The following is a 26,961-nucleotide window of genomic DNA, read 5'->3' as shown; positions in this document are numbered from 1 at the left end:
AAGCGAGATGCTTAGGCCTTGAGGCCGTCGATGATCTCGTTGAGAGTTGCGGAAGGACGCATGATCTCGGAGACCTTCTTCTCGTCTGGGCGGTAGTAGCCACCCAGGTCAACAGCTACACCCTGTGCGCCGTTGAGCTCGGAGATGATCTGATCTTCCTTCTCCGCGAGTGCCTTTGCAACAGGTGCGAAGACCTCTGCAAGGCGCGCATCCTCGGTCTGCTTTGCGAGCTCTTCAGCCCAGTAGCGAACCAGGAAGTAGTGGGAGCCGCGGTTGTCGAGCTCGCCTACCTTGCGGGATGGGGACTTGTTCTCATCGAGGAACGTACCGGTCGCTGCATCGAGTGCGCGGCCAAGAACCTCAGCTGCTGGGGTCTCGGTCTGGCGGCCGAACTTCTCGAAGGACTCAGCGAGCGCGAGGAACTCACCGAGGGAGTCCCAACGCAGGTGGTTCTCTTCGACGAGCTGCTGGACGTGCTTCGGTGCGGAACCGCCAGCGCCGGTCTCGAACAGGCCGCCGCCAGCGAGCAGCGGAACGATCGAGAGCATCTTCGCGGATGTGCCGAGCTCGAGGATCGGGAACAGGTCGGTCAGGTAGTCACGCAGTACGTTACCGGTCACCGAGATGGTGTCCTCACCCTTGCGGATGCGGTCAACCGAGAACTGGGTTGCTTCCTTCGGAGCGAGGATGCGGATGTCCAGGCCATCGGTGTCGAGGTCCTTGAGGTAGGTGTTGACCTTCTCGATGAGGTTCGCGTCGTGTGCGCGGTTCTCATCGAGCCAGAACACAGCTGGCATGCCCGACTGGCGGGAGCGCTCAACTGCGAGCTCAACCCAGTTGCGGATCGGCAGGTCCTTGGTCTGGCATGCACGCCAGATGTCGCCGGCCTCAACCTCGTGGGAGATCAGAACATCGCCCGCGGAGTTGACGACCTCAACCGTGCCGTCTTCCTCAAGCTGGAAGGTCTTGTCGTGTGAACCGTACTCTTCGGCCTTCTGCGCCATAAGGCCGACGTTCGGGACAGTACCCATGGTTGCTGGGTCGAACGCGCCGTTCGCGCGGCAGTCCTCGATCACGGTCTGGTAGACGCCAGCGTAGGACGAGTCTGGGATGATCGCCAGGGTGTCCTGGGTCTTGTCGTCAGCGTTCCACATCTGGCCGGAAGTGCGGATCATCGCTGGCATCGATGCGTCAACGATGACGTCCGATGGGACATGCAGGTTGGTGATGCCGCGCGAGGAATCGACCATGGCGATCGCTGGGCCCTCGTTGTAGGCCTTCTCAATCTCTGCCTTGACGGCTTCAGCGGTCTCGGCGTCGAGCGAATCGAGGCCGGAGATGATCGCTGCGAGGCCGTTGTTCGGGGACAGGCCAGCTTCTGCGAGCTTGTCGCCGTACTTCTCGAACAGGTCAGCGAAGTAAGCGCGGACAACGCGGCCGAAGATGATCGGGTCGGAGACCTTCATCATGGTTGCCTTGAGGTGCGCGGAGAAGAGGATGCCCTCGTCCTTAGCGCGTGCAACCTGCTCCTTGAGGAAAGCGTCGAGCGCCTTGACGGACATGAACGTACCGTCGACGACCTCGCCCTCGAGAACCTTGAACGCAGGCTTGAGAACCTTCGCTTCGCCGCTCTTAGGGGTGAAGCGGATGGTCAGCTCGTCGTCCTTCTCGAGCACAACGGACTTCTCGTTGGACGCGAAGTCGTTCTTGCCCATCGTCGCGACGTTGGTCTTGGAGTCGTTGGTCCACTCACCCATCGTGTGAGGGTTCTTCTTCGCGTAGCTCTTGACCGACTGCGGGGCGCGGCGGTCGGAGTTACCTTCACGCAGGACCGGGTTGACAGCGGAACCCATGACCTTGCCGTAGAGCTCACGGATCTCGCGCTCTTCGTCAGTCTTTGGCTCGTCTGGCAAGTTCGGCAGGTCGTAGCCCTGCGCCTGCAGCTCAGCAACGGCTGCCTTCAACTGCGGTACGGAAGCCGAAATGTTCGGAAGCTTCACGATGTTCGCATCTGGGCTCTGGGTCATCTCGCCCAGCTCAGCCAAGGCATCGTTGATGCGCTGGTTCTCTGGGAGCATGTGAGAAAACGTTGCGATGATGCGGCCAGCCAGCGAAATATCGCGGGTTTCCATCGGCACGTTCGCCTGGGAGGCAAAAGCCTCAACCATCGGCAGGAACGAGTGCGTGGCGAGCATCGGCGCTTCGTCGGTGTGTGTATAGATGATCTTTGCCATGTGGCGGCTTTCTCCCTCAACAGTCGCTGATGAGTTGGGTTGTGCCCGTCAGTTGTCTGGGCACACTCGTCTCTATTCTAAAGGGTCGCAAAGAGGCCGGTGAGGTTTATTGCCGAACTTGCGTTCATTGGCAATCACCTCACCGGCCTCTTCTAGGTGGTCAACTGATTGGAATCAGTGGAAGAAGTGGCGTTCACCCGTGAAGTACATCGTCACGCCGGCCTTGTTCGCGGCGTCGATCGTGTCTTGGTCACGTACGGAACCGCCCGGCTGGACGATTGCACGCACGCCAGCGTTGATGAGGACCTCCGGGCCGTCCGCGAAGGGGAAGAAAGCGTCCGATGCGGCAACGGCTCCGCGTGCGCGTTCCTCAGACTGTGCGTTGGCGTCGGCTTCTGCCCCGCCTGCCGCGTTGACGTCAGATGCGACCGTGACACCCAGGGTGTTGGCGCGCTCTACCGCGAGGCGGCACGAATCGACGCGGTTGACCTGGCCCATGCCGATACCGACGGCGGCGCCGTCGTTGGCGAGCAGGATCGCGTTCGACTTAGCGGAACGCAGAGCACGCCATGCGAAAGCGAGGTCGGCGAGCGTCTTCTCGTCAGCTGGTTCGCCGGCTGCGAGCGTCCAGGTCTTCGGGTCATCGCCTGGCGCATCGAGCTGATCGGTTGTCTGGAGCAGGGCGCCACCGGAGATCTGGCGGATCGAAACGGTGTCCTGCTTAAAGTCCTTCGGAAGGCTCAGCAAGCGGATGTTCTTCTTCTTGGAGAGGATCTCAACGGCCTCATCCTCGAAGCCCGGGGCCACAACGACCTCGGTGAAGATCTCCGAAACCGTGCGAGCCATACCCGCCGTCACAGGGCGGTTAGCCGCGATCACGCCGCCGAAAGCCGACAACGGATCGGTTCCGTGAGCCTTGCGGTGCGCGTCAGCGATCGGATCTTCCGCACCCGGGGTCGCGACAGCGATGCCACATGGGTTAGCGTGCTTGATCACGGCGACCGCCGGCTCATCGAAGTCGTAAGCCGCGCGCACTGCGGCGTCGGCGTCTTGGTAGTTGTTGTAGCTCATCGCCTTGCCGTGTAGCTGCTCAGCCTGAGCGATGCCCGGGGACGCCGCGTGATCCACGTACAGAGCTGCCGGCTGGTGCGGGTTCTCGCCGTAACGCAGAACCTCAGCACGCTCAAGCGACAAGCCAGCGTATGGAGGGAACACCGGAGCCTCTTCCGCGCCCGGGTCACCGAACTGGGCCGCGGTCCACGCGGCCACAGCGTTGTCGTAAGCGGCAGTGTGCGCGAAAGCGAGCGAAGCCAGACGACGGCGGGTCGCCAAATCGAAGCCCTCACCGCGTGCTGCCTCAACCACCTGGCCATAGAATTCAGGGTTCACCACCACGGCAACAGAAGGGTGGTTCTTGGCGGCCGCGCGAACCATCGACGGGCCACCGATATCGATCTGCTCAATCACCGCATCCTGGTCTGCACCCGAACGCACCGTCTCAACGAACGGGTACAGGTTCACGACCACCAGATCAAACGGCTCAATCTCCATGTCCTTGAGCTGCTGAGCATGATCATCTTTGCGGCGATCAGCCAAAATACCCGCGTGAACCCGCGGGTGCAGAGTCTTCACACGACCTTCGAGGCACTCCTGGAAGCCCGTCACCTCAGACACCTCAGTCACCGGGATACCCGCATCAGCAATACGGCCAGCAGTGGAACCGGTAGACACAATCGCGACGCCAGCCTCATGCAGGCCGCGAGCAAGGTCCTCCAAACCGGTCTTGTCATAAACAGAGATCAGTGCACGCTTAATCGGAACGGTCGTCGGCGTGGAATCCTGAACGGTCACGAGAAAAGGCTCCTCAGGAGAAATCGCGGAAAATACGCACTACACAATGCGCATGAAAAACAGCCCGCCTCACAAGGCAGACACGACTAGTCTACGCTTCAGTCTCCCGTGGAAGGGAACTTGATTGCGCCATCCGCAAGACCCTGCAGAACCTCGATCAAAGCAGAGCGCTCCTGAACCTTAATCCGTTCATGCAGCTCATCCTGCGACTCGCCCTCGCGTACCTCAACCGCACGCTGAGCGATGATCGGGCCCGTATCCACGCCCGCATCAACCCAATGCACCGTGCAACCCGTGACCTTAACGCCGTAAGCCAACGCGTCACGCACGCCGTGCGCACCCGGGAACGACGGCAACAAGGCCGGATGCGTATTCACCGTCCGATCCCCGAAACGCTCAAGGAACGCCGCACCCAAAATCCGCATAAAGCCCGAACACACCACCACGTCCGGTTCGAAACCAGCCACAGCGGAAGCCAACGCGGCATCCCACTCAGCCCGCGCATCGTAATCCTTAGGGTCCACAACAAACGTCTCAGCACCCAAACCATCAGCACGATGCAGACCAGCCGCCCCCGGCTGATCCGTGCCCACCGCAACAATCTCCACACCAGTCAACCGACCGGCAGAAACAGCATCAACAACAGCCTGGAAATTCGTACCAGACCCCGAAAGCAAAACCACAGCACGCATCGCGAAACCCTCCCTAAAACTCACGCATCCAAAACAGGATCACGCTCAAACAACGGCGCCGCAACATTACCAATCACAGCACCCACGCCGATCTCCGCGACCAACAAGCCAGCAGACGCCCACACATGCGGACCAATCCACGTGAAAACGCCCAACCCCAACGTGCCAGAAGACAACAACGCGAACACCACAAAACCAGCGGCCGAAACCGCACCCACCAGAAGCCCCAAAACCAGCGAAGACAACGTCAAACCAACCCAGCGCTGCTCAAAACGGAGCGTCAACCACTCCTCCAAGTGATTCTCGCCCTCACGCAAAAACCACCAACCGGCCACAATCCCAGCCACCACCGGAATCACAACAACCCACACATGCGGGCCCTCAGGAAGCATCCCCAACAACGGCAACGGCGGCATATCAGTCCCAAACACACCAAACGCCGAAACCGATGTGGTGGAACCCAGGGCAAAACCGCCGCCAGTCAGATACGCGAGCGTGTACACGACCATGTTCGGAACAAACACCAGCTGCAACAACATCAACGCTGAACCACCCCACACACCAGGGTTCAAACGCATCACGTTATTGACCACATCAACCCAATGCACCAACAACTGCACCGTGAAAACCGCAGACGCCAGCCCCACAGCCGTCACAAGCCCCACAAAACCAGCACGCACAACAGCCCACACATACGAGCCAGCCCACCGCTGATACTGCGAATGCTGAACAACCCAATCCGCCGCATCAAAACCAATCAACCGGCCAAACGAGCCCGCCTCACGCCACGCTCCCCCGATCAAGCCGATCACATGGATCACCAACGGGATCAACAACGCACCCCACCACGGCGCAGAAACCAACTCAGTCGAAGCCCACCACGTCGTCGCCATACCCAACAAGCCATACACGACCAGCGAACCCAACATCGCCTGCCACAACTGATCAGACCACGACGCCCGCGCCAACCGCCGGCCCGCACGCCACGCCAACCATCCAGGCACCAACACGAAACCCAACGGAAGGAACCACATCGTCCCCTCACCACCAATAGCGGCATCCGAACGTACCAACGGAACCCCATGCCCCATGAGCCACCACTGCCCAGTCGCATGAGCAACATCGCCCGCGCCAGCATCCAACCAGCCGCCAGACGCCGCCGCAACACCCAAAGGAATCGCAACAACAATCAGCCCCAGGACATACACCTGAATCGCCTCAATACTGCCCTGAATCACCAGCGGCAGCGGCATGCCCTCCTGCAAACCAACCCGGAAACGATACAGAGCCTCCCGGGTGCGCGTCGTCAACGAAGGACGCTCATCAGTCGCCTCATAAGCAAGCTCCGCGCCCGCATCAACCTCACCCGAAGGCGACGTATCAGCGTCACGCGAGTCCTTAAAATCTGTAGGCATCCTGCAACATCCCTCAACCAACTCAACTCAGCATCGAGCGCCATGCCACAACATCGAGCACAGTTTCACGACACTCCACCAACGATCGTGCCATCTTAGAACCCACAGCACGCGCAGGCGCGGCGAGAACACCCGCAGGACACCCCAAAAAAGCGCGAGTGTGGCATCAAACCTGTGAGATGACTAGGCTCTAGATCAATAGCATCCATCAGGAAGGCCAATAGCGTGGAGAGAAGCATCACGGCAGACCCCGACGCAAAAGACGCGATCGAAGAACGCATGGACAACGCCGGACCCATCCCGGCGGCCGGATGGAAATACATCTTCGGCAGAGCACTCCGCGAATTCACTCGCGACGGCGGCATGGACATGGCCGCTGCCCTCACCTACCGAACGGTGTTCGCGATCTTCCCGGCGCTACTCGCCGTGGTCTCAACGCTAGGTTTGTTCGGGCAAGGCGAAGAAACCACCAAGCTACTGCTCAACACCATCAAGGACGTCGGCTCCCCTGAGATGGCGAAAGTCCTCGAAGAACCCATTACGGGTCTCACGGAAGGTAGCGGCGCCGGGTTGTTCTTCGTGATCGGTGTCCTGGGTGCCGTGTGGACGTCCTCGAACTACGTCAACGCGTTCTCCCGCTCTATCAACACCGTCTACGGTGTCGAAGAAGGCCGCGCCGCGATGTTCCTGCGCATCCAGATGTACCTCATCACCCTCGCATTGCTGTTCGGCGCGATGATCTGCATCCTGCTGCTGCTCGTCTCGGGTGACTTCGCGTCGATGATCGGCGGTTGGATTGGCCTGGGCCCTGAAGCGGTGACTGTTTGGAACATCCTCAAATGGCCTGTTCTGATCGTGGTCGCGATCGTCATGATCGGCTTGCTCTACAACTTCACCCCTAACGTTCGCCGCCCGCAGGTCCGTTGGATCACCTTGGGCGCTACGTTCGCGCTCGTCGCGATGGCGCTGGCCACCGCGGGCTTCGCGTGGTACCTCTCCAACTTCGCTAACTACAACAAGACCTACGGCTCCATCGGTGGTGCGATCGCTGGTCTGATGTGGATCTGGATTATCAACTGTGTGCTGATTCTGGGCGCGGAGGTCGATGTGGAAGCTCAGCGCACACGCCAGCTTACCGCTGGTCTTGAAGCTGAAGAGCAAGTCCTGCTCCCACCGCGGGCAACCTCGGGCATCAAGAAGAAGGAAAAGGCGTACGCCAAGGACGTTTACGAGGGCCGCAAGCTGCGCGCGATGACCAACCCGATTGGCCCCGAGCCGATGGATCCGCGACGTAAGAAGAATCGGTTGAAAGCCCTCGCGAGCATCGGCGGCGTGGTCGCTGTGCTGAGCATGATCCGCTCGGCATCCCAGACCCCGCCGGAAGACGCGGAACCATCTTCTGACACCGATAGCTCCAAAGAATAAGCGGGTCCGTACCCAATCCACCCCAAACTTTTACACCACATCGAAGGAGAGCCACTATGGCTAATCTGACTACCCCGCTGTTGACCACGACCGGCCTGGTGGGCGGCTTCGAAGTTGCCCGCCGCACCAAGAACCGTCCACTCGGCGGCGCCGTTCTAGCCGTGTGTGGCGTGTTGGCAACCTGCATCTGGGTCAAGAAGGTCGGCTGGCCGCGCGCGCTCGTGTTGCTCGCGATCTACCTTGGCGCTTTCGGCTACTCGCACCCGTTGGCCAAGAAGGTCGGCGCGGAAGAGGCCGTCGCCATCGTGACCGCGGCGTCGGGCTTGAGCGCGTTCCTCTTCGGCGGCTCCAAGCGCAGCGAAGCGAAGATCGCCGCTAAGCGTGCGGAACGTAAGGCTGACCGCGCGCACAAGGCTGCACAGAAGAAGGTCGCGGCTCTGTCCGCTAAGTAAGTTCCCGCTGGTTCAAGACGGGCTCAAGACAACCCGGCTGACTCGAGAGAAGAAAGCTAACGATGGTGTCCGAACAGACTCCCCGACACAAGGCTGAGGGTGCGGCTGACGGCAGTGCATTGCTGATCGTCGATGTCCAGAACGACTTCGCTGAGGGCGGCGCCTTGGGGTGCGATGGTGGTGCAGCTGTTGCGGCTTCCATCAACTCGCTCACCGCGCGGGGCCACGGCTATCAGTTGATCGCGGCATCGCGAGACTGGCATTCCTCGGAAGGCGATAACGGCGGCCACTTTGCGCCTGAGGGCGAAGAACCGAACTGGACCACGACGTGGCCGGTTCACTGCGTCGCCAACACTGACGGCGCGGCCTATCACCCTAATTTGGATGCGTCCCGGATCGAGCTCGAGGTCCGCAAGGGCATGGGTAGCCCCGCCTACTCCGCTTTCGAAGGCGTCGCCGATGACGGAACCGGCCTGGCTGAGGTCCTCAAGGAAGAGGGCATCACCCACCTGGATGTTGTGGGGATCGCAACCGATCACTGCGTTCTGGCGTCCGCGCGCGATGCCCTCGCACACGGCTTCAGCGTGACCGTACTGAACGAGCACACCGCTTACGTTGATGCGGACGCGGCGGAAGCGGCACTGGCTTCCCTCGAGGAAGCCGGCGCGACCGTCGTGCGCTGAGCGCGCTAAGCAACCAGTGCGCTAAGCGCGCTGTTGACTTACTCGTCGTGCGTTAGCGCGCTGTACTAGCGATGCGTTAAGCGCTACTTGATTATTCAGTCTCCCGGCTGTCGTCTGTGAATGCCTGCATGGCTTCGCGGACGTCGGCCGGGATTCTCATGAGGCGTCCCGTCTCGCCGTCGGCGAGCGCCATGAGAGTTTTGGCGCGTGAGCAGAGGGTTCCGTCGTGGCCGTCGCGGATTTCGTAGTTGACGGTGAAGGTCGCGGGTTTGATGTCGGAGATCCAGATGTCCACGGAGGCGGGCACGTCGCGGTACGGGAGTTGCGCGAGGTAGCGGATCGTGTGTTCAACGACCAGGATCATGAGGCCGTCGCCCATGTTTTCGAACAGGTCAACTTTGCCTTCGCGGCCAACGGGTGAGCCGGTTCCGCCGGGGACCCCGAAGCCTGCGACTCGGGCTTCTTCCATGAGTCGGATCTGGTTGGCGTTGTTCACGTGCCCGTACGCGTCCATGTCTGCCCAACGCAGTGGTACGGAGACGGTTTGGCGGCTCATAATGTCCTTCTAATTTTAGTTGTCTGCGTCTGTTAATTGTCTGGGTCGAGAGCATCGGGCGCTTCTGGCATGAGGCCGAGCGCGACGAGCCGGGCGGCGATGCGGCCGCCATCGGGCTCGTAGACCCACGGAACACCTGGGGTGGTGTTCATGATGGCCGCGTTACGTCCACCGGCGAGCGCGGCTTCCGATGGGGTGAGCTGGCGGATCACGATCGCGGAAACGTTGTCCGGGTAGCGGCGCGCGAATTCGGCGTACGTGTTGGGGTCTTTTTGCCCGTCGTCGCCTACGAGCAGCCACGAGATGTCAGGGAATTCGTGAGCAAGGCGGCGGAGGTTGTCGACTTTGTGTTGGACGCCTGAGCGGAACCAGCGGCCTTCTACCGGGCCCCAGTCGGTGAGCAGGAGTGGGCCGTCTGGGAAGAGGTTGCGGGCCATGAATCGGCTGAGTGCCCGGTTGGTGTTCCACGCGCCCGTGGAGAGGTAGAGGGTCGCGCGCCGGGGTGGGCGTTGGAGAATCGGTCGAGGAATACCGCCATGCCGGGGGTTGGGACGCGGGCGTGCTCGTCGATCACGAAGGAGTTCCACGCGGCAAGCAGTGGGCGCGGAAGCATCGTGACCACTACGGTGTCGTCGACGTCGCAGATGATCCCGTGTTTCTGGTTTTCGTTGACCATGAACACGTGGCCGGTCACGGGTTCGGCGTCGTCGACGAGGAATTCGACGTGGTGCCACCCAGGTTCGAGGTTCACCGCTAGACGTTCGTCGATCACGCCTCCGCGGTCGGAGTAGACGTCGTAGATAGCTCCGTTGATGCGGATTTTGACGGGGTATTCAGGCACCGTGGGTGAGATGAAGTGACGCCATCCGCGGACCCCTTCTTCCACAACCGCGGGCAGGTGAAGGTCTTCGAGCCGCGACCCTGGTTTGGCCATGACGACCCGCGCGAATACCCGCACCCACCCGTTTTCGCCGCTGCGACCGTAGCCGCGGTATGGGACGACCGCGACGTTGTCTCCACGGCGTTCGGATATTTTGAGACGGAAGTCTTGCCAGCGGTCTTCAAGCGCTAGTGCGAACTCTTTTCGAGCGCGGCGGCGATGCTGATGGTGTCCGTCTTTCATCACGGTTCTAGTTTCTCATGTGCCGCGGGCTGTTCTTGATTAGGCTGGCGGTATGGGTTCTGATGTCGACATGGGTTCTGATCTTTTCGATGCGGTGGTCGGTCCGGTGTGGCCCGGAGCTGACGATGTGGTTGCCCGGCTGGGCGCCGGGGAGCCCGAGCGTTTGCGGGATATGGCGGTTGCCGCGGTCGATTCGGTGGCCGCTGATGTTGCGGCAGCATGGCGTGATGGTGTGACGGCTCGTGTGAAGTCGTCGGCGCATGATGTGGTGACGCAGACGGATATCGACACCGAGGCGCGTTTGATCGCGTTGTTGCGTGAGCGAACCCCGGGGGCCGTGTTCCTGGGCGAGGAAGGCGCTAGTAAGGAAGGTGTCGGCACTGAAGGCAGCTCCGCGGGCGCCGTATGTTGGGTCATCGATCCGATCGACGGGACGAGCAATTTTGTTCATGGGTTACCGGATTTTGGGATTTCGGTTGCCGCGGTGGTGGATGGGGTCCCTGTAGCGGGTGTCGTGTGCGCTCCGGCGTTGGGGCTCATGTGGCGTGCGTGGGTCGGCGCGGATTGCGCGGCGGTCTCTGAACAGCGGGCTGCCTCCCCCTCCATGGACAGCAGCTCCGCTGACAGCAGGTGGGTTCCGTGCTCGTCCGCTGGCCGTGGCGTGGAGTCTGGCTGTGCGCTGGTCACGGACCATCCGCATGCTGAGGCGCTCGAGGCTTCTGCCGATGCGGCAACTGAGTTCGCTGATCTGGTGCAGGCTTTCGCTACGGTTCGGCGGCACGTGTGCACCACGGTGGATGTGTGCCGCTTGGCTTCTGGTGTGCACGATGCGGTGCTCGGCCCTGCGGTGAAGCCGTGGGATATCGCGGCGGCGGCTTTGATTGCGGTGGGCTCGGGCGCTACGTGGCTCTATGGTGGGCGGCGCGCTGGCGTTCCGGGGCCGTCGTCGGCGCCCATTGCACGGCTTGGTGGCAGCTCCGACGCAGGCCCGGGCAATGGCGCAGGATCGGGCAACGACAGCGTTCTAGATGCACCGATGTTTGTGGTGCATGCGCAGGGAGCCTCGGTACCGACAGCGCGGAAGGTCTTGAACCAGATGATCTCCCGAACGCTCCCTGCTCGGTAATCCCCCGCCGTTGTTCACACGGCAATCCAGCACAGTGATCCCACACAGTGAAGGTGGCATAACTTTCTGCCCGGCACCCGCATCGTGATTTTTCTAAACTGGTGCCCGTGAGTACCGCATCGCCTTCTGAACCCCAGCCATCCCCGGCCCAACAGGACCCTGCTGACCCGCGTCCTGAGCCGACGCCCGCGCAGATCCGCCGCTGGCGCCGCTATTTGGCGGATGAGCTGACGGAGGGCGCGATTTATGAGGCTCTCGCAAAGAAAGCGAAGTCCCCTGAGGATGCCCGTATTTTGACGGCGCTCGCGGCAGCGGAGGAACGCCACGCGGACCACTGGCGCGCGTTGTTGGGCGAGCACGCCAAGCCGTCTCGGCCGTCTATTCAGCGTTCGCTGCTACGTTTCTTGGCTACGCATTTCGGTTCAATTTTCGTTTTGGCGCTCGTCCAACGCGCGGAGGGCAATAATCCGTATGCGCAGGATTCGGATGTCCCGAGCAAGATGGCGGCCGATGAGCTGGTTCATGAAGAGGTTGTGCGCGGTCTAGCGACCGAGGGGCGGATGCGGCTCTCGGGTAATTTCCGTGCCGCGGTGTTCGGCGCGAACGACGGCCTCGTGTCTAACTTCGCGCTCGTGTTGGGTATCGGCGCTACGGGTGTTGCGCCGTCGATCGTGATGTTCACGGGTATCGCGGGCCTGCTGGCGGGTGCGCTTTCGATGGGTGCCGGCGAGTTCGTTTCGATCCGTTCCCAGCGGGAACTTCTGGATGCGTCCCGCCCAACGCACGCGACCTTGCACGCGGCCCCGCACCTGGATATCGATGAGAACGAGCTTGTCCTCGTGTATTTGGCGCGAGGGATGTCGCAAGAGGCGGCGGAGCATCGTGCCGCGGAACGCATGGGCCGCTTCGAATGCGACTGCGACCCGTCAACCTCCCTGCCGCTCCCCCACGAGGACCGCACCTTGCCAGGTGATGAAGAGCTCGACGGGCACGGCAGCGCGTGGGGTGCCGCAACGTCGTCGTTTGTGATGTTTTCGATCGGCGCGATCGTCCCGATCCTCCCCTATATCTTCGGCATGACCGGCATTGCCGCTGTGATCATCGCGACAATCCTGGTGAGCGCCGCGTTGCTCATCACGGGTGGTTTCGTGGGCCTGATTTCTGGTTCGGCCCCGGTTTCGCGTGCTTTCCGGCAGTTGTTCATCGGTTTGGGCGCAGCGGCTGTCACGTATGTTTTGGGGCTCTTGTTCGGCACTGTCGCTTTGTGAGGCCCACCACCGGATGAGGCCCCCGATTTCATGACCTCTCGCCCTAGATGAGAAACTATGCGGTGATGAGCTGCGAAGTTTCCTTTGGTTGATGCCCGCGAAGTCCTGAAAAAGGTTGGCGGCGGCTCTTTTACCCGCGGGAAAATGCTGGTTGATGCGGGTCAGTTGTCTGATCTTGCGTGGGACTCTGATGCGTTGAAGCTTTCGGGGACGGTGCTCGACGACGGTGTTGAGGTGGCCGCGGACGTCACCTTAGTTTCGGATCAGGCCGGGTTCCTGATTGGTGAGATGTCGTGCGGCACGGACGCTGAGCCGGGGTGTAAGCATGTCGCTGCCCTGCTGATCGATTCGAATGCGCGCCACATGCAGGCGAAGGATGAGCGGGAGGCCGAGGAGGCTCTGCAGCCGGTTGATGCTGAGTGGGAGCTCGCGCTGTCGCGGATCCTGGAGAGCGGGCGCGCTGGCCGGGATGGGCAGAAGCCTGAGGATATTCAGCCGCTCGGTTTGCAATTTGAGTTGCGTGATTCGCGGGATGCTTCGCAGCGCCAGTATGGCGTGGGACAGGGCCCTAAGGCAGTGGGTGTGCGTGGCGCTCGTAGCCGGTTCACGTTGGCGCTCCGCCCTGTCATCCGTAATCCGCAGGGCCGCTGGATTCGCTCTGCTTTGCGGTGGAACACGATTTCCTTCAAGACATATGGTTTGCCTCTGGATCCGGAACAGCATCGCTGGTTCTGCCAGTTGGTTCCGTTGTATAGGGCTAATGGTGAACTGTATTTCGGCGAAGATAACGACTGGCTGATTTTCGATGACTTCGCGTCCGGCCTGGTGTTTTCCTTGCTGGAAGAGGCGCACGAACTCGGCATCGAGCTCGTGGGTTCGGGCGATGTCTCCGGCATTGAGCTGGTTGATTCCGGCCGCGTGTATTTCGATGCGCAGCGCACGGACGCTGGCCTCGAGCTGATCCCGACGATGGACATCGGCGCCAGGACCATCGCGTTGGGTGAGGACGTTGCGGCCGGCACGGTGGGCCGGCACGGTGTGTGGGCGCTGGCTGAGGATGGCCACACTGTTGAGATCGCGCCCGTGGACCACACGTTGGAGCCGGAGGCTCGTTTCTTGGTGCGCCGCCCGTCGGCTATCACTGTCCCTGCCGGCGAAGTCGACCATTTCTTCTCTGGGCCGTATCAGCGTCTCGGCCGCCGCGTGAGCTTCGTGTCCTCGGACGGTTCGGTTGCGTTGCCGCAGATCACTCCCCCGTCGCTGGTTGTTGTGGCGACGTATCAGCCGGACGATGTGGTGGTCGTCGATTCGGAGGTCGATTACGGCCCTGGCGGGATCGATGATTACGCGCGCGATATGGCGGCTGAAGCGCAATTGCGTACCGAAGCGCTGAAGGTTCTGACCAAGCATGGCTGGGACGAGTTGGAGCCGCACCGCAGCAACGGTGGGCTCATGTCGCACACGCTTGAAGGCCTTGCGACGGTCGATTTTGTGCGTCGCGGCATCCCGGCGCTAGAGCAGATCCCGCATGTTCGCGTGCTCGATGTCGGTAAGCGGCCTGTCTATAAGGAGCTCACCGAGGCCCCTGAGCTGACTGTCACGACGGTCGAGTCCGATAAGAACGACTGGTTCGATCTGGGTCTCATGATCACGGTGGGTGACCGCCGCATCCCGTACGCCGATATTCTGCGGGCGCTGTCCGCCGGCCAGAAGCGCATGCTGATGTCGGATAAGACGTATGTTTCGCTGGATCAGCCTCTGTTCCATCATCTTCGCAGCCTCATCGAGGAAGCGAACATGTTGAAAGAAAACCCTAAGGACCCGCTGCGGATCACCCGTTATCAGGTGAATCTGTGGGATGAACTCGCGGGGCTTGCCACCGAGGTTTCTGGCCCTGATTCGTGGCATGCCGCGATCGCTGGCCTGGCCGATGGCGCTGGGGCTGACGCCGCGGTGCCGGATGGCGTTGAGGCGACACTGCGCCCGTACCAGGTTGAAGGGTTCCGCTGGCTCGCTTCGCTATGGCGGCAGGGTCTGGGTGGCATCCTGGCCGATGACATGGGCTTGGGTAAAACCCTGCAGGTCATCACGTTGCTGGCGTACATGCGTGAGCAGTGGGGCGGCACTGAACCCGCTGACGCTGACTCTACGGTAGCGGCTGAGTCAGCTGCCGCATCGGAGGCAACATCGGCATCGAAGGCTTCCGTTGCTACCGGCGGCGCGGGCCCGGTTTTGGTGGTTGCGCCGACGTCGGTGGTTCCTAACTGGTTGGCCGAGTTGCGCAGGTTCGCGCCGGATTTGAAGGTTGCTGGCGTGCGGGACACCCAGGCGAAAGCCTCGCAACCGCTCGCGGAGGTGGCCGCGGACAACGATGTCGTCGTCACCTCTTACACTCTGTTCCGTTTGGATTCGGATGTGTATCAGGAGCTCGGCTGGTCGGCGCTGATTCTGGATGAGGCTCAGTTCGTCAAGAACAAGTCGACCAAGGCGCATCAGACCGCGCGGGATTTGAATGCCCGCGTGAAGTTCGCGATCACGGGTACTCCGCTCGAGAACAACCTCATGGAGTTGTGGGCGCTTCTGGCCATCACCTCCCCCGGTTTGTTCCCGTCCTCGAATAAGTTCGCTGAGGTGTTCGGCCGGCCGATCGAGCGAATGGGCGCTGTTGAGCCGCTTGAGCGTTTGCGCCGCCGAGTCCGTCCGTTCATGCTGCGCCGTACCAAGGCCGAGGTCATGACGGACCTGCCGAGCAAGCAAGAGCAGGTTCTGGCGATCGACCTTTCGGAAGAGCACCGCCGCATTTACGACACGCGTCTGCAGCGTGAGCGCCAGAAGGTCCTGCACTTGGTTGAGGACATCAACCGAAACCGGTTCACGATCTTCACCTCACTCACCACGCTGCGTCTCATGGCGTTGGATCCTGCGTTGGTTGATGAGGAAGAGTTCGCGGATGTGGGATCGGCCAAGCTGGATGTTTTGTTGGATTACCTGAACTCATTGCTGGCTGAGGGCCACCGCGCGCTCGTGTTCTCGCAGTTCACGTCGTTCCTCAAGCGGGCTGGTGCTCGGCTGGATCAGGCCGGCATCGATTACGCGTATTTGGATGGCGCGACCCGCAACCGTGAGGAAGCGATCCAGGAGTTCAAGGATGGCGATGCCCCGGTCTTCCTCATCTCGCTCAAGGCCGGCGGTTTTGGCTTGAACCTCACGGAGGCTGACTACATCTTCCTCATGGATCCGTGGTGGAACCCTGCCGCGGAGGCCCAGGCTGTGGACCGTGCGCACCGCATCGGGCAGACCCGCAACGTCATGGTGTACCGCATGGTTTCTGCAGGCACGATCGAAGAGAAGGTCGTGGCGTTGCAGGACGCCAAGCGTGAACTCATCACATCCGTCATGGACGGCGGGGACGGTTTCGGTTCTGCGTTGAGCGCTGACGATATCCGCGAGCTGCTGGCTGAATAACCGCCTTGACTCACGCTAGTTTTCCGTGCTCGCTAGTTTTCAGTGCTCGCTGCGGTGAGGTCTTGCCTCGGCAGCAGAAAACGGCACGGGCGAACGGGGCTGATGCGTGTGCGTCCGCCGGCTTCGAATACTTCGAGGGCGGTTCCGTACACGGAGCTCAGTAGCTGCGCATCGCACACTTCAGCTGTTCGTCCTGCGGCACAGACTGTGCCGTGGTCGAGCACGATGAGGTCGTCGGCATATGATGCGGCGGCGTCGAGGTCATGAATCACCACGACGACGGCGGCGCCAAGAGCTGCGAACTCTTGCGTCAGGGCTAGCGTGTGTTCGGCGTAGGCGACGTCCATCGCCGCGGTGGGCTCGTCAAGGAGGATGACCCGTCCGGCGCACACGGGGAACGCTTGAGATATGACGCGTGCGAATGCCGTACGTTGGCGTTCGCCACCGGAAAGCGTTGTGATTTCTCGTTCGAGCAAGTGCCCGAGACCGGTGAGTTCGATCGCTTGGTCAACGGCCGTGCTGTTTGCCGGGTTGGTGCCCCACGGAGTGCGCCCCATCTCCACGATTTCTCGGATCGTGTAAGGGAACGCGACGTCCGAGTTCTGGGTCATGACAGCGCGCTGTCTTGCAAGCTCCTGGTGCGGGATCCCGCTCATGTCCTCACCGTTGATGAGGATTCTGCCGTTATGCGGGGGCGTAAAGCCGGCGAGCGCAGAGAGCAGGGTCGATTTGCCTGCCCCGTTGGGGCCGATGATCCCGGTCACGGCCCCTGGCCGCACGGACACCGAGACGGAGTCGAGGAGGATCTTGCCGTTGACGCTGATCGTGAGGTCTTCGACGTCGAGCGCGTTCATGACCTGATTCCTCCTTTTTTGAGGGTTCCCCGCAAGAGAATGATGAAGACGGGGCCACCGACGATCGCGGTGAAAACACCCACCGGGATGTCGCTGAGTGGGATGAGCGTGCGGGCTGCGGTGTCAGCTAGCCCAAGCAACGTCGCTCCCCCGAGCAGTGACAACGGCACGAGGTATTTGTGGGAGGGACCCACGATGAGCCGGAGAGCGTGCGGAACCACAAGCCCGACGAACCCGATCATCCCGGAGAACGCGACCGCAGTGCCCGTCAAGATGCACACCAGGATGACGCTGATGAATCGCAACCGTTCAACGTTGATGCCGGTTCCGTGTGCGGCGGCGTCACCGAGCGCGAGAACATCGAGCTTGTTCCTGTAGAACCAGATCGCAAACGCCGTCACGGCCAGCACCGCGAGGCAGATTCCCACTTGTTCCCAGCGAGCGGCGGCGAGTGACCCCATTTGCCAGAAAATAATCTCTTCACGCGAGGTCGTGTCGCCCAGGTAGACAAGGAAGCTCGTGAGTGCCCCGCCGATCGCATTGATCGCGATACCGGTCAAAACCAAGGTGAGGACCATGACCTTGCCTGAGCCTTTCGCGAGCATCCATACGCAAGCCGTAGCGATCATCGCGCCGATGAATGCCCCTACCGGAAGAACCCACGTACCCGTGGCGGTCAAACCGAACACGATCGCGACGCAGGCGCCGACGCTCGCGCCGGCGCTGACGCCGACGACGCTCGGTTCCGCCAACGGGTTGGCGAAGATTCCTTGCATCACGGTGCCAGCCAAGGCGAGGCTCGCCCCGATCACGGCGGCGAGGAGCGCTCGGGGGAACCGGATGGTCCAGAGTGCTGCGTCGGTTGAGTTTTCGGTGGGGTCGGCTCCTTCGATGAGGACTCTCTTGATGGAGCTCAGAACTTCAAGGGGCGTTGTTGTGTACTGCCCCGCGGTGGATGAGATCAACAGAACGCATACCACCGCGATGGTCAGTACGATGCCGGTGAGCCACGCAGCGCGTGCCCTCGCGCTGCGTTTGCTCTCGACGGTTTGGGTCATTTCTTGGACTGTCCATCCTGATATACGGCTTCAGCGAGAGCTTTGAGGTTTTCTGGCGTACGTGGCCCGAATGAAAGCAACTGACCGTCCGCTGCCGTGATGATCCGCTTGTTCTTGCCAGCCACGGTTGCGCTCATGCCAGGGCGCTTAAGGAAGCCATCGAGACCACCCGCGGATTCGACCCCGCGCTTCATCGCGAACACAATCTCGGGGTTGAGATTCAGCAGTGATTCCGCGTTGGCTGGCTTGATACCCCCGATGTCGTGCGTGCGAGCCATGTCTTCCAAGCCAAGCGCTTCTACGATGTCGGAGGCGCCGTATTCGTTGCCGAGAATGAAGAAGACTCCACCTGTTCCGCGCACGTAGAGAACGGTTGCTCGAGGAGCTCTAGGCGTCTTTGACTTCAGTTCCTCGACGTATTCCTTAGCTTCGGCGAGGTCTTTCTTGCTTTGTTCCGCGAGTTTCTCGGCGGCTCCTTCAGCGCCGAAGACCTTGCCTACCGCGCGGATTGCGTCCGGGATCCCGTCGATGCTGGTGGCTGGTTCGAGCCTCACAACCGTGATTCCGGCGTTTTCGAGTTGCCGGTACGATTCCGCTCCACCGATGTTTTCGGTCGTGATGATGAGGTCTGGTTTAAGATTCAGGATCGCTTCAACGTTGGTGTCGTGCCCGTCCTTCGTGATGACTGGCAGGTCTTTAAGCAGGGCGCTTGTGTCAGAGTTTGAGCGTCCGATCAGTCGGTCGTGCAATCCCATGCCAACCACCGTGTCGGCGAGGGTCCCGTTGAGGTCCAACGCAAGCACCCGATCGGCTGACTTGACCGTGATCTCCTTGCCGTGGGCGTCGGTTACCGTGGTCGGTAGCGAAGGTTTCACATCGGACATGACCGGTTTCATGTCGGGGATGTCGCGCGCTTCAGCCGGACCTCTGAGTTTCAGAGCATCGGTCGCGTTGACGCTGTTATCTTGAGCGCTCGGTTCGGTTGAGGCGGTCGCCGATGGCGTTGCGGTTGCGTGCTGGCTCGGCGACTCGTCTGTGGATGCGGCCGATGTGCATCCTGCGAGCAAGCTGACGAGGGTGAGTCCCGTAGCACCGAATAGGGCTAGGCGGGAGGTGCGTGAGGTGCTTTTCGCACGGATCGAAGTCGCGGATGAGGAGCCGTTAGTCATGATTGCATCGCTTTATGTCTAGACGAGAAGTTTTGGAAAATGAATGAGGGCGTGTGGTTGCAGCCTGTTGGAGAGGCTGCAACCACACGCGTTTCCGCTGCATGAGTGGGCAGATATACGCCAGTGTGGCGTAATTATGCAACGGAGTCTTTACGGCGCGAGCCCTGCATGAGCGCAAGCCCGATGAGGGCCAGTACGCCTGCGGTCCCCGCCAGGGTGGCTCCGCCGAAACCGGTCGAGGCAAGGTTTCCAGCACCCGTGCCTGGCATTGCGGAACCGTCTGGGGAAACGACTTCCCCGGTCTCTGGGTCAACGCAGATTTCCTTGTCGACCATGCCGGTGGAGCCTACCGTGAGGGTGAGCGGATCCAGCACGAGGCCGGCTTCGTAGAAGCCCGCGAAGCCCTTAGCGCCTGCCTTAGTCAAGGTCACGGTCGCGTTGTTGATGCCCTTGGAAGCATCGCCATTGAAGGACAGGGTTGCGAACACGATGTTGTTGGCAGAGAGGTCTTTGCCTTCCATCGATTGCGACTTGACGTTCGCGATCAGCTGGCCCTTGCCTGGGCCGGTGACCTTCACGCGCAGGCCGTAGATGGTCGTGTCCAGGACGCCCTTGTGGCCCGTGAAGTGAACGCTGCCTGGGAAGGAAACCGTTCCGGAGTTCGCAGTGAGGGTTCCAGAACCGGCACCCCATGTGAATCCGTTTCCAGTGCGGGCTGCACCGTTTCCAGGTGCGATGGCACCCTTTGCGATACCGCCGGTGATGTAGTTACGGAAGGAGGTCTTGACACCCCAGCTCAGCGTCGATGCACCTGGCTTGCCAGGAACCTTTTCAATGCGGCAGATCGGGGCACTAGGAGCCTTTGTCTTGCCGTTGCCAGTTTCCTGTGCAACCGGGCCTGGCTTCTGCGGAGCAGGCTTAGGTGCAGGCTTCTGCGGCGCAGGCTTTGGCTTCTTAGGTGCTGGCTTCGGCTTTTCCGGTGCTGGCACAGGAGCTGGGGTTTCTTGCGTAACCAGCGCGTTCTTGATCGACACTGGATCGATCTCGATGCCTGGCTCGTAGAACCCAGCCATTGCTGCAGCGCCATCCTTAGTCAGGGTTGCTTTAGCGTTCGTGAGGCTGAGCTTGCCGTCCTTGACCTTGAGGGCGCTCTTAGGGAACGTGAGCTTGGCAACGCGTGCGTTCTTCAAATCGACTACATCCGTGACGGAGGTCTTTGGTGCCTTGACCGTCATGATGAGGTTCGCGGTCGTGTCCGACGTGAACTCCACAGCGAAACCGGACATCGTCAGGTTCATTTCACCCTTGTGGCCCTTGAACGTCACCTTGCCGTCGAAGGTCACGTTGCCTTTGCCGTTCTTGTAAGCACCCTTCCCGTTAGGGAACGTGAAGACGCCGTTGTTTGCCTTCTGCTTGGCACCACCATCGGTCACGATGGAGCCCTGAGCAATGCGCCCGACAACGTACTTACGGAAGCTTTCCTTGACGCCCCATTCCAGGTTGCCGCCCTTGCCAGCAGGCTTCGGCTCAGGCTTCGGCTCAGGCTTCGGCTCAGGCTCGGCGGTTGGTTCCGGAGTTGGCTCTGGGGTCGGTTCCGTGGTTGGCTCTGGGGTCGGCTCCGGTGTAGGTTCCGGGGTCGGTTCCGTGGTTGGCTCTGGAGTTGGCTCCGGTGTAGGTTCCGGGGTCGGCTCCGGCGTTGGCTCCGGTGTAGGTTCCGGGGTCGGCTCCGGCGTTGGCTCAGGCGTTGGCTCAGGCTGCGGAGCCTCTACCTTGATGGCTGCGTCCTTGATGGACACTGGATCGATCTCGATGCCTGGCTCGTAGAACCCGGCCATGGCCTTGTTGCCGTCCTCAGTCAAAATCGCCTTAGCGTTAGCAAGGCTTAGCTTGCCGTCCTTGACCGTCACAGCGTCCTTAGCGAACGTGAGGTCCGCGACGTGCGCGTCCGTCAGATCCACGGCCTCCGTAACGGAGGTCTTAGGAGCCTTGACCGTCATGATGAGCTGCGCGGTGGTCTCCGAGGTGAACGTCACCTTGAAGCCAGACATCGTCAGGTCCATCTCGCCATGGTGACCCTTGAAAGCCAACTGGCCGTCGAAGGTCAGGGTTCCCTTACCGTCTTCGTACGTTCCCTGACCGTTAGGCAGGGTGAAAATGCCGTTGTTCGGCTTCTGGGCAGCACCGCCGCTGGTCTCGATCGAGCCGCGCGCAATACGACCTACAACGTACTTACGGAAGCTTTCCTTGACACCCCACTCGAGCTGGCCGCCCTGGCCAGCAGGCTCCGGCTGAGGCGCTGGCGTCTCGACGTAAGTGATCGGTGCAGAAGCGTTCTGGCTCGTGTCCTTCATGCCCTTGCCGTGGCCCTTAGACGTGAAGAACGAGAGGCTCGTGTCGGATTTCGCAGGAACCTTGACCTTGACTGCGAACGAACCGTCAGCATTCAGCGGAGCAGTTCGTCCCCGGTCAGTATCTTCGTCCTTCTTGCCTGCAGCTATCCATACCGGGTTGGTGCTTCCACCCTGATAGAAACCCGCAGAAGAGGACGGACCGTAGCCGAGGTAGATTCCCGTTGATGCGTCGCCCTGAGCATCGCCTTGGTAGAAGTTCTTACCGGTGACAGTGACCTCGCCGCCTTCGGCAGGAGCTGGAGTCACCGTAATCGTGGGCTTAGACCCGGCATCGGAGCCGGCATCTGCGTGCGCTGTAGCCACTGGGACGGTTGCCATCGCGCCAACCAGCGCGAAGGACAACAAAGACCCCAAGGCCTTCCCCACACGGCGCATGCGAGTGGTCTTTTGCTTCATAGCTTTTTCTAATCCTTGCTTTGTGAGCACCCCAATAGCGCTAGGCGCTCATACGGAGATGCTCGTGATTTCGGGTGGTGCCCACTTCCACCCTCAAACGACACAGGTAAGCCTAAACTTAACTAATCCAATTAGGCAAGTGAAGGCTTGCGTAAATGAAATACATGCGGTTAGGCTGACCTTAGACGCACGAATTCCCTCACCACGAAAGCAAGATCCATGACAACCCCTACTACTGAAGCGCCATCGTTCGCCGCTCAGCTCAAGTCATCCACGCGCACCGAACATGACGCCGCTGAACACTCGTCATTCATCCAGGACCTCATGGAAGGCAAACTCACCGCCGAGGACTACGTGAGGCTCCTGGCTCAATACAAGCCGCTCTATGGCGCACTCGAAAAAGCGTGCGCAGCATGGCGTTCAGACCCGAGCGTCCAGCAACTCCTAGACCCAGCGCTGGACCGTAGCGAAGCTATCCGCAACGACCTCGCAGGCCTCACCGAGTACCTCGGCATCGAGATGCCAGACCTCACCAACGCAGTTACGCTATACACCCAGCGCATCCACGAAGTCGGCGCGCTGCAGACACCTGAGCGGCTCATCGCCCACCACTACCTCCGCTACCTCGGCGACCTATCTGGCGGCCAGGCCATCGGTGCACTCGTCGCACGCCACTACAACATCCCGAGCGAATTGCTCACGATGTGGAAGTTCCCCACCATCAGCAAGCCGAAAATCTACAAAGATGCCTACCGCATCCACCTGGACCACTTCGCTCAACAAGCGAACCAGGAGGAGATCATTGACGAAGCCCGCCTAGGCTTCGCACTCAACCGAAACCTCTTTGTTGAGCTGGGCGCTCCTCTCAGCGACAACAAAGACCTCTACGTCTAGGTGCATCTCCTCTCGCAAAATCTGCGCCACGACGAGAAGCGGCCCCGTTGGTGACTGAACGAATCAGTCTCCAACGGGGCCGCCGCATGTCCAACCTCGGGTTGGATAAACTCACGTGTGGAAGCAGTCTTCAATCCCCCAAGCTATTGCCCGGAAGGAAGGCATAACGTGTCCATCAACCACACGGTACGCACCTACCCATCAGCAGAGCACTTGCCGCACGAAGAGCAGCTGGCCTATAAACTTGCGCTGGTGGCGACCGACCCTGTCGAGGTCGACGACGAGGTCACCGAGATGATCATCAACCGGATCATCGACAACGCCTCCGTAGCGATCGCCTCGCTCAACCGCGGCCCGATCGTCTCCGCTCGCGGGCAAGCCCTCACCCACCGCGTGACCCCTGACGGCGGATACACCGGCAAGGGAGCGCTCATTTTCGGCGCGCCAGAAGGCGACGCGCCGGTCTCCCCTGAGTGGGCGGCCTGGGCCAACGGTGTAGCCGTGCGCGAGCTCGACTACCACGACACGTTCCTCGCCGCCGACTACTCCCACCCGGGCGACAACATCCCACCGATCCTCGCGGTCGCCCAGCACACCGGGGCAAGCGGTAAGGACCTCATCCGCGGCATCGCGACCGGCTATGAGATCCACGTGAACCTCGTCAAGGGCATCTGCCTGCACGAACACAAGATCGACCACATCGCCCACGTCGGCCCAGCAGCCGCCGCCGGCATCGGAACCTTGCTGCGCCTCGATGCGGAAACGATCTTCCAGGCGATCGGCCAGGCACTGCACACCACGACGCAGACCCGCCAGTCCCGCAAGGGCGAGATTTCGACGTGGAAGGCCCACGCGCCTGCGTTTGCCGGCAAGATGGCGGTCGAGGCCGTAGACCGTGCGATGCGCGGCCAGACTTCGCCTGTGCCGATCTATGAAGGTGAAGACGGCGTGATCGCGTGGCTGCTGTCCGGTCCTGAAGCCGAATACACCGTCCCGCTGCCGGCGGCGGGAGAAGCCAAGCGAGCCATCCTCGACACTTACACCAAGGAGCACTCCGCCGAATACCAGGCACAGGCCTGGATCGACCTGGCCCGCAAGCTCAACAAGGAACACCCTGAGGCAACCGACCCGGCGAACGTCGAGTCGGTGCTCATCAAGACATCGCACCACACTCACTACGTGATCGGTTCTGGCGCGAACGACCCGCAGAAGTACGACCCGAAGGCATCGCGGGAAACCCTCGACCACTCGATCCCGTACATTTTCACGGTCGCGTTGCAGGACGGCGCGTGGCACCACGTCGATTCCTACGCCCCGGAACGCGCCCAACGCCCAGACACCGTGGAGCTGTGGCACAAGGTCACCACCGAGGAAGACCCTGAGTGGACCCGCCGCTACCACTCGCTGGACCTTGAGGAGAAGGCTTTCGGCGGCTCGGTTGAGATCACGCTCAAGGACGGCACCGTCATCACCGACGAGATCGCTGTTGCCGACGCCCACCCTCTCGGCGCGCGTCCATTCGCTCGCGAGCAGTACATCAACAAGTTCCGCACGCTGGCTCAAGGCATAGTGGCAGAGGAGGAAATCGAGCGTTTCCTCGATGCGGTTCAGCGCTTGCCTGAGCTCGGTGTTGGCGAGCTCGACCAGCTCAACATCAAGGCTGCGGTCGAGCTCGATAAGGCACAGAAGGGCGTGTTCTAAGAATGCTGTATTCCCACGTCACACCTGAGCAGAAGCGTGTTGCTTTCCGTGAGGCGCTGGCCGCCGATGAGGTTGCTCAGTTCCCTGGCGCGTTCACTCCGCTGTCAACCAAGCTGATCCAGGAACAGGGTTTCGATGGGGTCTACATTTCCGGTGGTGTGCTCGCGAATGAGCTCGGCCTGCCGGACATCGGACTCACTACTCTGACCGAGGTTGCGACCCGCGCCGGGCAGATCGCCCGAACCACCGACCTTCCGTGTCTGGTTGATGCCGACACCGGTTTTGGTGAGCCGATGAACGTGGCCCGCACCGTTCAGGAACTCGAGAACGCCGGCCTGGCTGGCTGCCACATCGAAGACCAGTTCAACCCGAAGCGGTGCGGACACCTGGACGGCAAGAACGTGGTTGACGATGAGACCGCGGTCAAGCGGATCCGTGCCGCAGTCGAAGCGCGCCGAGACAGCAACTTTGTGGTCATGGCGCGCACCGACATCCGCGGCGTAGACGGTTTCGACGCCGCGCTCGAACGCGCCAAGAAGCTCGCCGATGCGGGCGCTGACGCGATCTTCCCCGAAGCGATGGCGGACCTCAGTGAGTTTGAGGCAATGGCTTCCAACCTCGACGTTCCGATCCTCGCCAACATGACCGAATTCGGTAAGTCCCAGCTGTTCACCAAACAACAGCTCCAGAACGCCGGGGTTTCCATGATCATCTATCCGGTGACGTTGCAACGGCAAGCGATGGGCGCCATCGAACGCGTCCTCACCGCGATCCGCACGGAAGGCACCCAGGAGTCCGAGGTTGACAACATGCTCACACGCGCACGGCTGTATGAGCTCGTTGACTACAACGGCTACAACCAGTTCGACACCGGTGTATTCAACTTCGAAGTCCCCGGCAAACCACTCCAGTAAAGCCACCCCCACCGGCGGCTCGCTCCCACATCGGACGAACTGCCGCCGCACACAGAAGCCCCGCACCACACATGATCCCTGAGGAGGCGTCATGACCGAGCAAACTATCTATAAGGGCCTTGCCGGAGTCGTCGCGGACACCACCGCGATTTCCAAGGTCAACGCAGAAACGAACTCGCTTCTCTACCGCGGGTACCCGGTTCAGGAGCTCGCCGCGAAATGCTCCGTCGAGGAGGTCGCGCTACTCCTGTGGAACGGCGACCTGCCGACCGAGGAACAGCTCGCCGAGTTCACTCGCCGTGAGCGTTCCGGCCGCGCACTCACGGAACAACTCAAGCGCGTCATCGACGAACTCCCGACCACGTGCCACCCGATGGACGTATGCCACGCAGCCACGGCTGTGTTGGGCGCATCGCACCCGGATGCTGAGGATAGCTCGCCTGAAGCTGAGCTGCGCAAGGCACAGGAGCTGTTCGCGCTGATGCCGGCGGTGGTCTGCTATGACCAGCGCCGCCGTCGTGGGCTTGAGATCGTGGAGCCACGCGAAGACCTCGATTACGCGCAGAATTTCCTCTGGATGGCCTTCGGCGAGGAAGCCGCTGCGGAGGTTGTGGATGCGTTCCGCGTCTCGATCATCCTGTACGCGGAGCACTCCTTCAACGCGTCCACGTTCACGGCGCGCGTCATCACATCGACGCTGTCCGACCTGCACTCGGCTGTGGGCGGCGCGATCGGCGCGCTCAAGGGCCCTCTGCACGGTGGAGCCAACGAAGCCGTGATGCACACCTTCGAGGAGCTCGGCATCCGCTCCGATGAGTCGGCTGAGGACGCGAGGCGCGCGCGAAGGCGTGGATGGACGATGCGCTGGCACAGAAGAAAAAGATCATGGGCTTCGGCCACCGCGTCTACAAGAACGGCGACTCGCGTGTGCCGACCATGCAGGAAGCCCTGTTCCGGATGCTGGACTACTACGACCGCCACGAACTGCTCGGCCTCTACCGGGGCCTGGAGAAGTCGATGGACGAGGCGAAGGGCATCAAACCAAACCTCGACTACCCTGCAGGCCCAACCTACTGGCTCATGGGCTTCGACATCCCGATGTTCACACCACTGTTCGTGTGCGCCCGCATCATGGGATGGACAGCCCACATCATGGAACAGCGCGCCAACAACGCGCTCATCCGCCCGCTTTCCGCATACGACGGCCCAGCCGAGCGCCACATCGAAGGCTAACTAATAGATCCCCAATAATAAGTAAAGGTCGGGTAGAGGCT

General features: G+C 61.2%; 18 protein-coding genes and 2 pseudogenes. 10 read left to right on the top strand and 10 right to left on the bottom strand.

Going from position 1 to position 26,961, the window contains the following annotated elements:
- Nucleotides 1-11: 11 nt before the first annotated feature.
- The 4 genes from CAY35_RS05190 to CAY35_RS05175 all read right to left on the bottom strand — a co-directional run bounded on the left by CAY35_RS05190 (nt 12) and on the right by CAY35_RS05175 (nt 6,192).
- Nucleotides 12-2,234, bottom strand: a complete 2,223-nt coding sequence (locus CAY35_RS05190; RefSeq protein WP_109303623.1) for an NADP-dependent isocitrate dehydrogenase — start codon at nt 2,232-2,234, stop codon at nt 12-14.
- A 174-nt stretch (nt 2,235-2,408) separates the two neighbouring features.
- Nucleotides 2,409-4,085: a bifunctional phosphoribosylaminoimidazolecarboxamide formyltransferase/IMP cyclohydrolase gene (gene purH / locus CAY35_RS05185; protein ID WP_109303622.1), complete on the bottom strand. Its 1,677-nt coding sequence runs from the start codon at nt 4,083-4,085 to the stop codon at nt 2,409-2,411.
- 98 nt (nt 4,086-4,183) lie between these two features.
- Nucleotides 4,184-4,777 carry a phosphoribosylglycinamide formyltransferase gene (gene purN / locus CAY35_RS05180; protein WP_109303621.1) on the bottom strand — a complete coding sequence of 198 codons (594 nt, stop codon included), beginning with the start codon at nt 4,775-4,777 and terminating at the stop codon, nt 4,184-4,186.
- A gap of 20 nt (nt 4,778-4,797) precedes the next feature.
- On the bottom strand, nt 4,798-6,192 hold the full coding sequence (locus CAY35_RS05175; RefSeq protein WP_109303620.1) for a cell division protein PerM: 1,395 nt from the start codon (nt 6,190-6,192) through the stop codon (nt 4,798-4,800).
- 225 nt (nt 6,193-6,417) lie between these two features.
- On the opposite strand from CAY35_RS05175, the gene CAY35_RS05170 reads away from it, so the two are divergent.
- The 3 genes from CAY35_RS05170 (at nt 6,418) to CAY35_RS05160 (ending at nt 8,752) form a co-directional block, all read left to right on the top strand.
- Nucleotides 6,418-7,617, top strand: coding sequence for a YihY/virulence factor BrkB family protein (locus CAY35_RS05170; RefSeq protein ID WP_109303619.1), 1,200 nt, complete (start codon nt 6,418-6,420; stop codon nt 7,615-7,617).
- A gap of 56 nt (nt 7,618-7,673) precedes the next feature.
- Nucleotides 7,674-8,069: a hypothetical protein gene (locus tag CAY35_RS05165; protein WP_309136525.1), complete on the top strand. Its 396-nt coding sequence runs from the start codon at nt 7,674-7,676 to the stop codon at nt 8,067-8,069.
- Between the two features lie 62 nt (nt 8,070-8,131).
- On the top strand, nt 8,132-8,752 hold the full coding sequence (locus CAY35_RS05160; protein ID WP_109303618.1) for an isochorismatase family protein: 621 nt from the start codon (nt 8,132-8,134) through the stop codon (nt 8,750-8,752).
- A gap of 91 nt (nt 8,753-8,843) precedes the next feature.
- Here CAY35_RS05160 and CAY35_RS05155 read toward each other — a convergent pair whose 3' ends face one another.
- Together CAY35_RS05155 and CAY35_RS09850 are read right to left on the bottom strand one after the other, a co-directional pair.
- The gene (locus CAY35_RS05155; RefSeq protein WP_109303617.1) at nt 8,844-9,308 is read right to left on the bottom strand and encodes an acyl-CoA thioesterase; all 465 of its coding nucleotides are present in this window, start codon (nt 9,306-9,308) and stop codon (nt 8,844-8,846) included.
- Between the two features lie 32 nt (nt 9,309-9,340).
- Nucleotides 9,341-9,921, bottom strand: a pseudogene (locus CAY35_RS09850) (phosphatase domain-containing protein).
- A 562-nt stretch (nt 9,922-10,483) separates the two neighbouring features.
- On the opposite strand from CAY35_RS09850, the gene CAY35_RS05145 reads away from it, so the two are divergent.
- From CAY35_RS05145 to CAY35_RS05135, 3 genes are all read left to right on the top strand, one after another.
- Nucleotides 10,484-11,557, top strand: coding sequence for an inositol monophosphatase family protein (locus CAY35_RS05145; protein ID WP_109303616.1), 1,074 nt, complete (start codon nt 10,484-10,486; stop codon nt 11,555-11,557).
- 107 nt (nt 11,558-11,664) lie between these two features.
- Nucleotides 11,665-12,825 (top strand): VIT1/CCC1 transporter family protein, encoded by a 1,161-nt coding sequence (locus CAY35_RS05140; protein WP_109303615.1) that lies wholly within the window; start codon nt 11,665-11,667, stop codon nt 12,823-12,825.
- A gap of 84 nt (nt 12,826-12,909) precedes the next feature.
- Nucleotides 12,910-16,290 (top strand): DEAD/DEAH box helicase, encoded by a 3,381-nt coding sequence (locus tag CAY35_RS05135; protein ID WP_258265640.1) that lies wholly within the window; start codon nt 12,910-12,912, stop codon nt 16,288-16,290.
- Nucleotides 16,291-16,322: 32 nt separating this feature from the next.
- Here the strand turns inward: CAY35_RS05135 and CAY35_RS05130 are convergent, their stop codons facing one another.
- From CAY35_RS05130 to CAY35_RS05115, 4 genes are all read right to left on the bottom strand, one after another.
- Nucleotides 16,323-17,144, bottom strand: a complete 822-nt coding sequence (locus tag CAY35_RS05130; protein WP_109303613.1) for a heme ABC transporter ATP-binding protein — start codon at nt 17,142-17,144, stop codon at nt 16,323-16,325.
- Entirely contained in the window at nt 17,141-18,202 is a 1,062-nt protein-coding gene (locus CAY35_RS05125) for a FecCD family ABC transporter permease (protein ID WP_109303612.1), read from the bottom strand. The genes CAY35_RS05130 and CAY35_RS05125 overlap by 4 nt, the downstream gene beginning before the upstream one ends.
- Nucleotides 18,199-19,371 (bottom strand): heme/hemin ABC transporter substrate-binding protein, encoded by a 1,173-nt coding sequence (locus CAY35_RS05120; protein ID WP_109303611.1) that lies wholly within the window; start codon nt 19,369-19,371, stop codon nt 18,199-18,201. Before CAY35_RS05120 ends, CAY35_RS05125 begins: the two co-directional genes overlap by 4 nt.
- 134 nt (nt 19,372-19,505) lie before the next feature.
- Nucleotides 19,506-22,178, bottom strand: coding sequence for an HtaA domain-containing protein (locus tag CAY35_RS05115; protein ID WP_109303610.1), 2,673 nt, complete (start codon nt 22,176-22,178; stop codon nt 19,506-19,508).
- 219 nt (nt 22,179-22,397) lie between these two features.
- Between CAY35_RS05115 and CAY35_RS05110 the strand changes: the two genes are divergently transcribed.
- The 4 genes and pseudogenes from CAY35_RS05110 to CAY35_RS05095 all read left to right on the top strand — a co-directional run bounded on the left by CAY35_RS05110 (nt 22,398) and on the right by CAY35_RS05095 (nt 26,920).
- Nucleotides 22,398-23,072, top strand: coding sequence for a biliverdin-producing heme oxygenase (locus tag CAY35_RS05110; RefSeq protein ID WP_109303609.1), 675 nt, complete (start codon nt 22,398-22,400; stop codon nt 23,070-23,072).
- Nucleotides 23,073-23,240: 168 nt separating this feature from the next.
- Nucleotides 23,241-24,773 carry an MmgE/PrpD family protein gene (locus tag CAY35_RS05105; RefSeq protein WP_109303608.1) on the top strand — a complete coding sequence of 511 codons (1,533 nt, stop codon included), beginning with the start codon at nt 23,241-23,243 and terminating at the stop codon, nt 24,771-24,773.
- A 2-nt stretch (nt 24,774-24,775) separates the two neighbouring features.
- Nucleotides 24,776-25,687: a methylisocitrate lyase gene (prpB, locus tag CAY35_RS05100; protein ID WP_109303607.1), complete on the top strand. Its 912-nt coding sequence runs from the start codon at nt 24,776-24,778 to the stop codon at nt 25,685-25,687.
- Nucleotides 25,688-25,778: 91 nt separating this feature from the next.
- Nucleotides 25,779-26,920 (top strand): annotated as a pseudogene (locus tag CAY35_RS05095) (bifunctional 2-methylcitrate synthase/citrate synthase).
- Nucleotides 26,921-26,961: the final 41 nt, after the last annotated feature.

Source organism: Pseudoglutamicibacter cumminsii (genome assembly GCF_003143995.1).
Lineage (GTDB): Bacteria > Actinomycetota > Actinomycetes > Actinomycetales > Micrococcaceae > Pseudoglutamicibacter > Pseudoglutamicibacter cumminsii_B.
The sequence above is the reverse complement of the archived record's forward strand: the minus strand, read 5'-3'. Positions and strand labels throughout refer to the sequence as shown.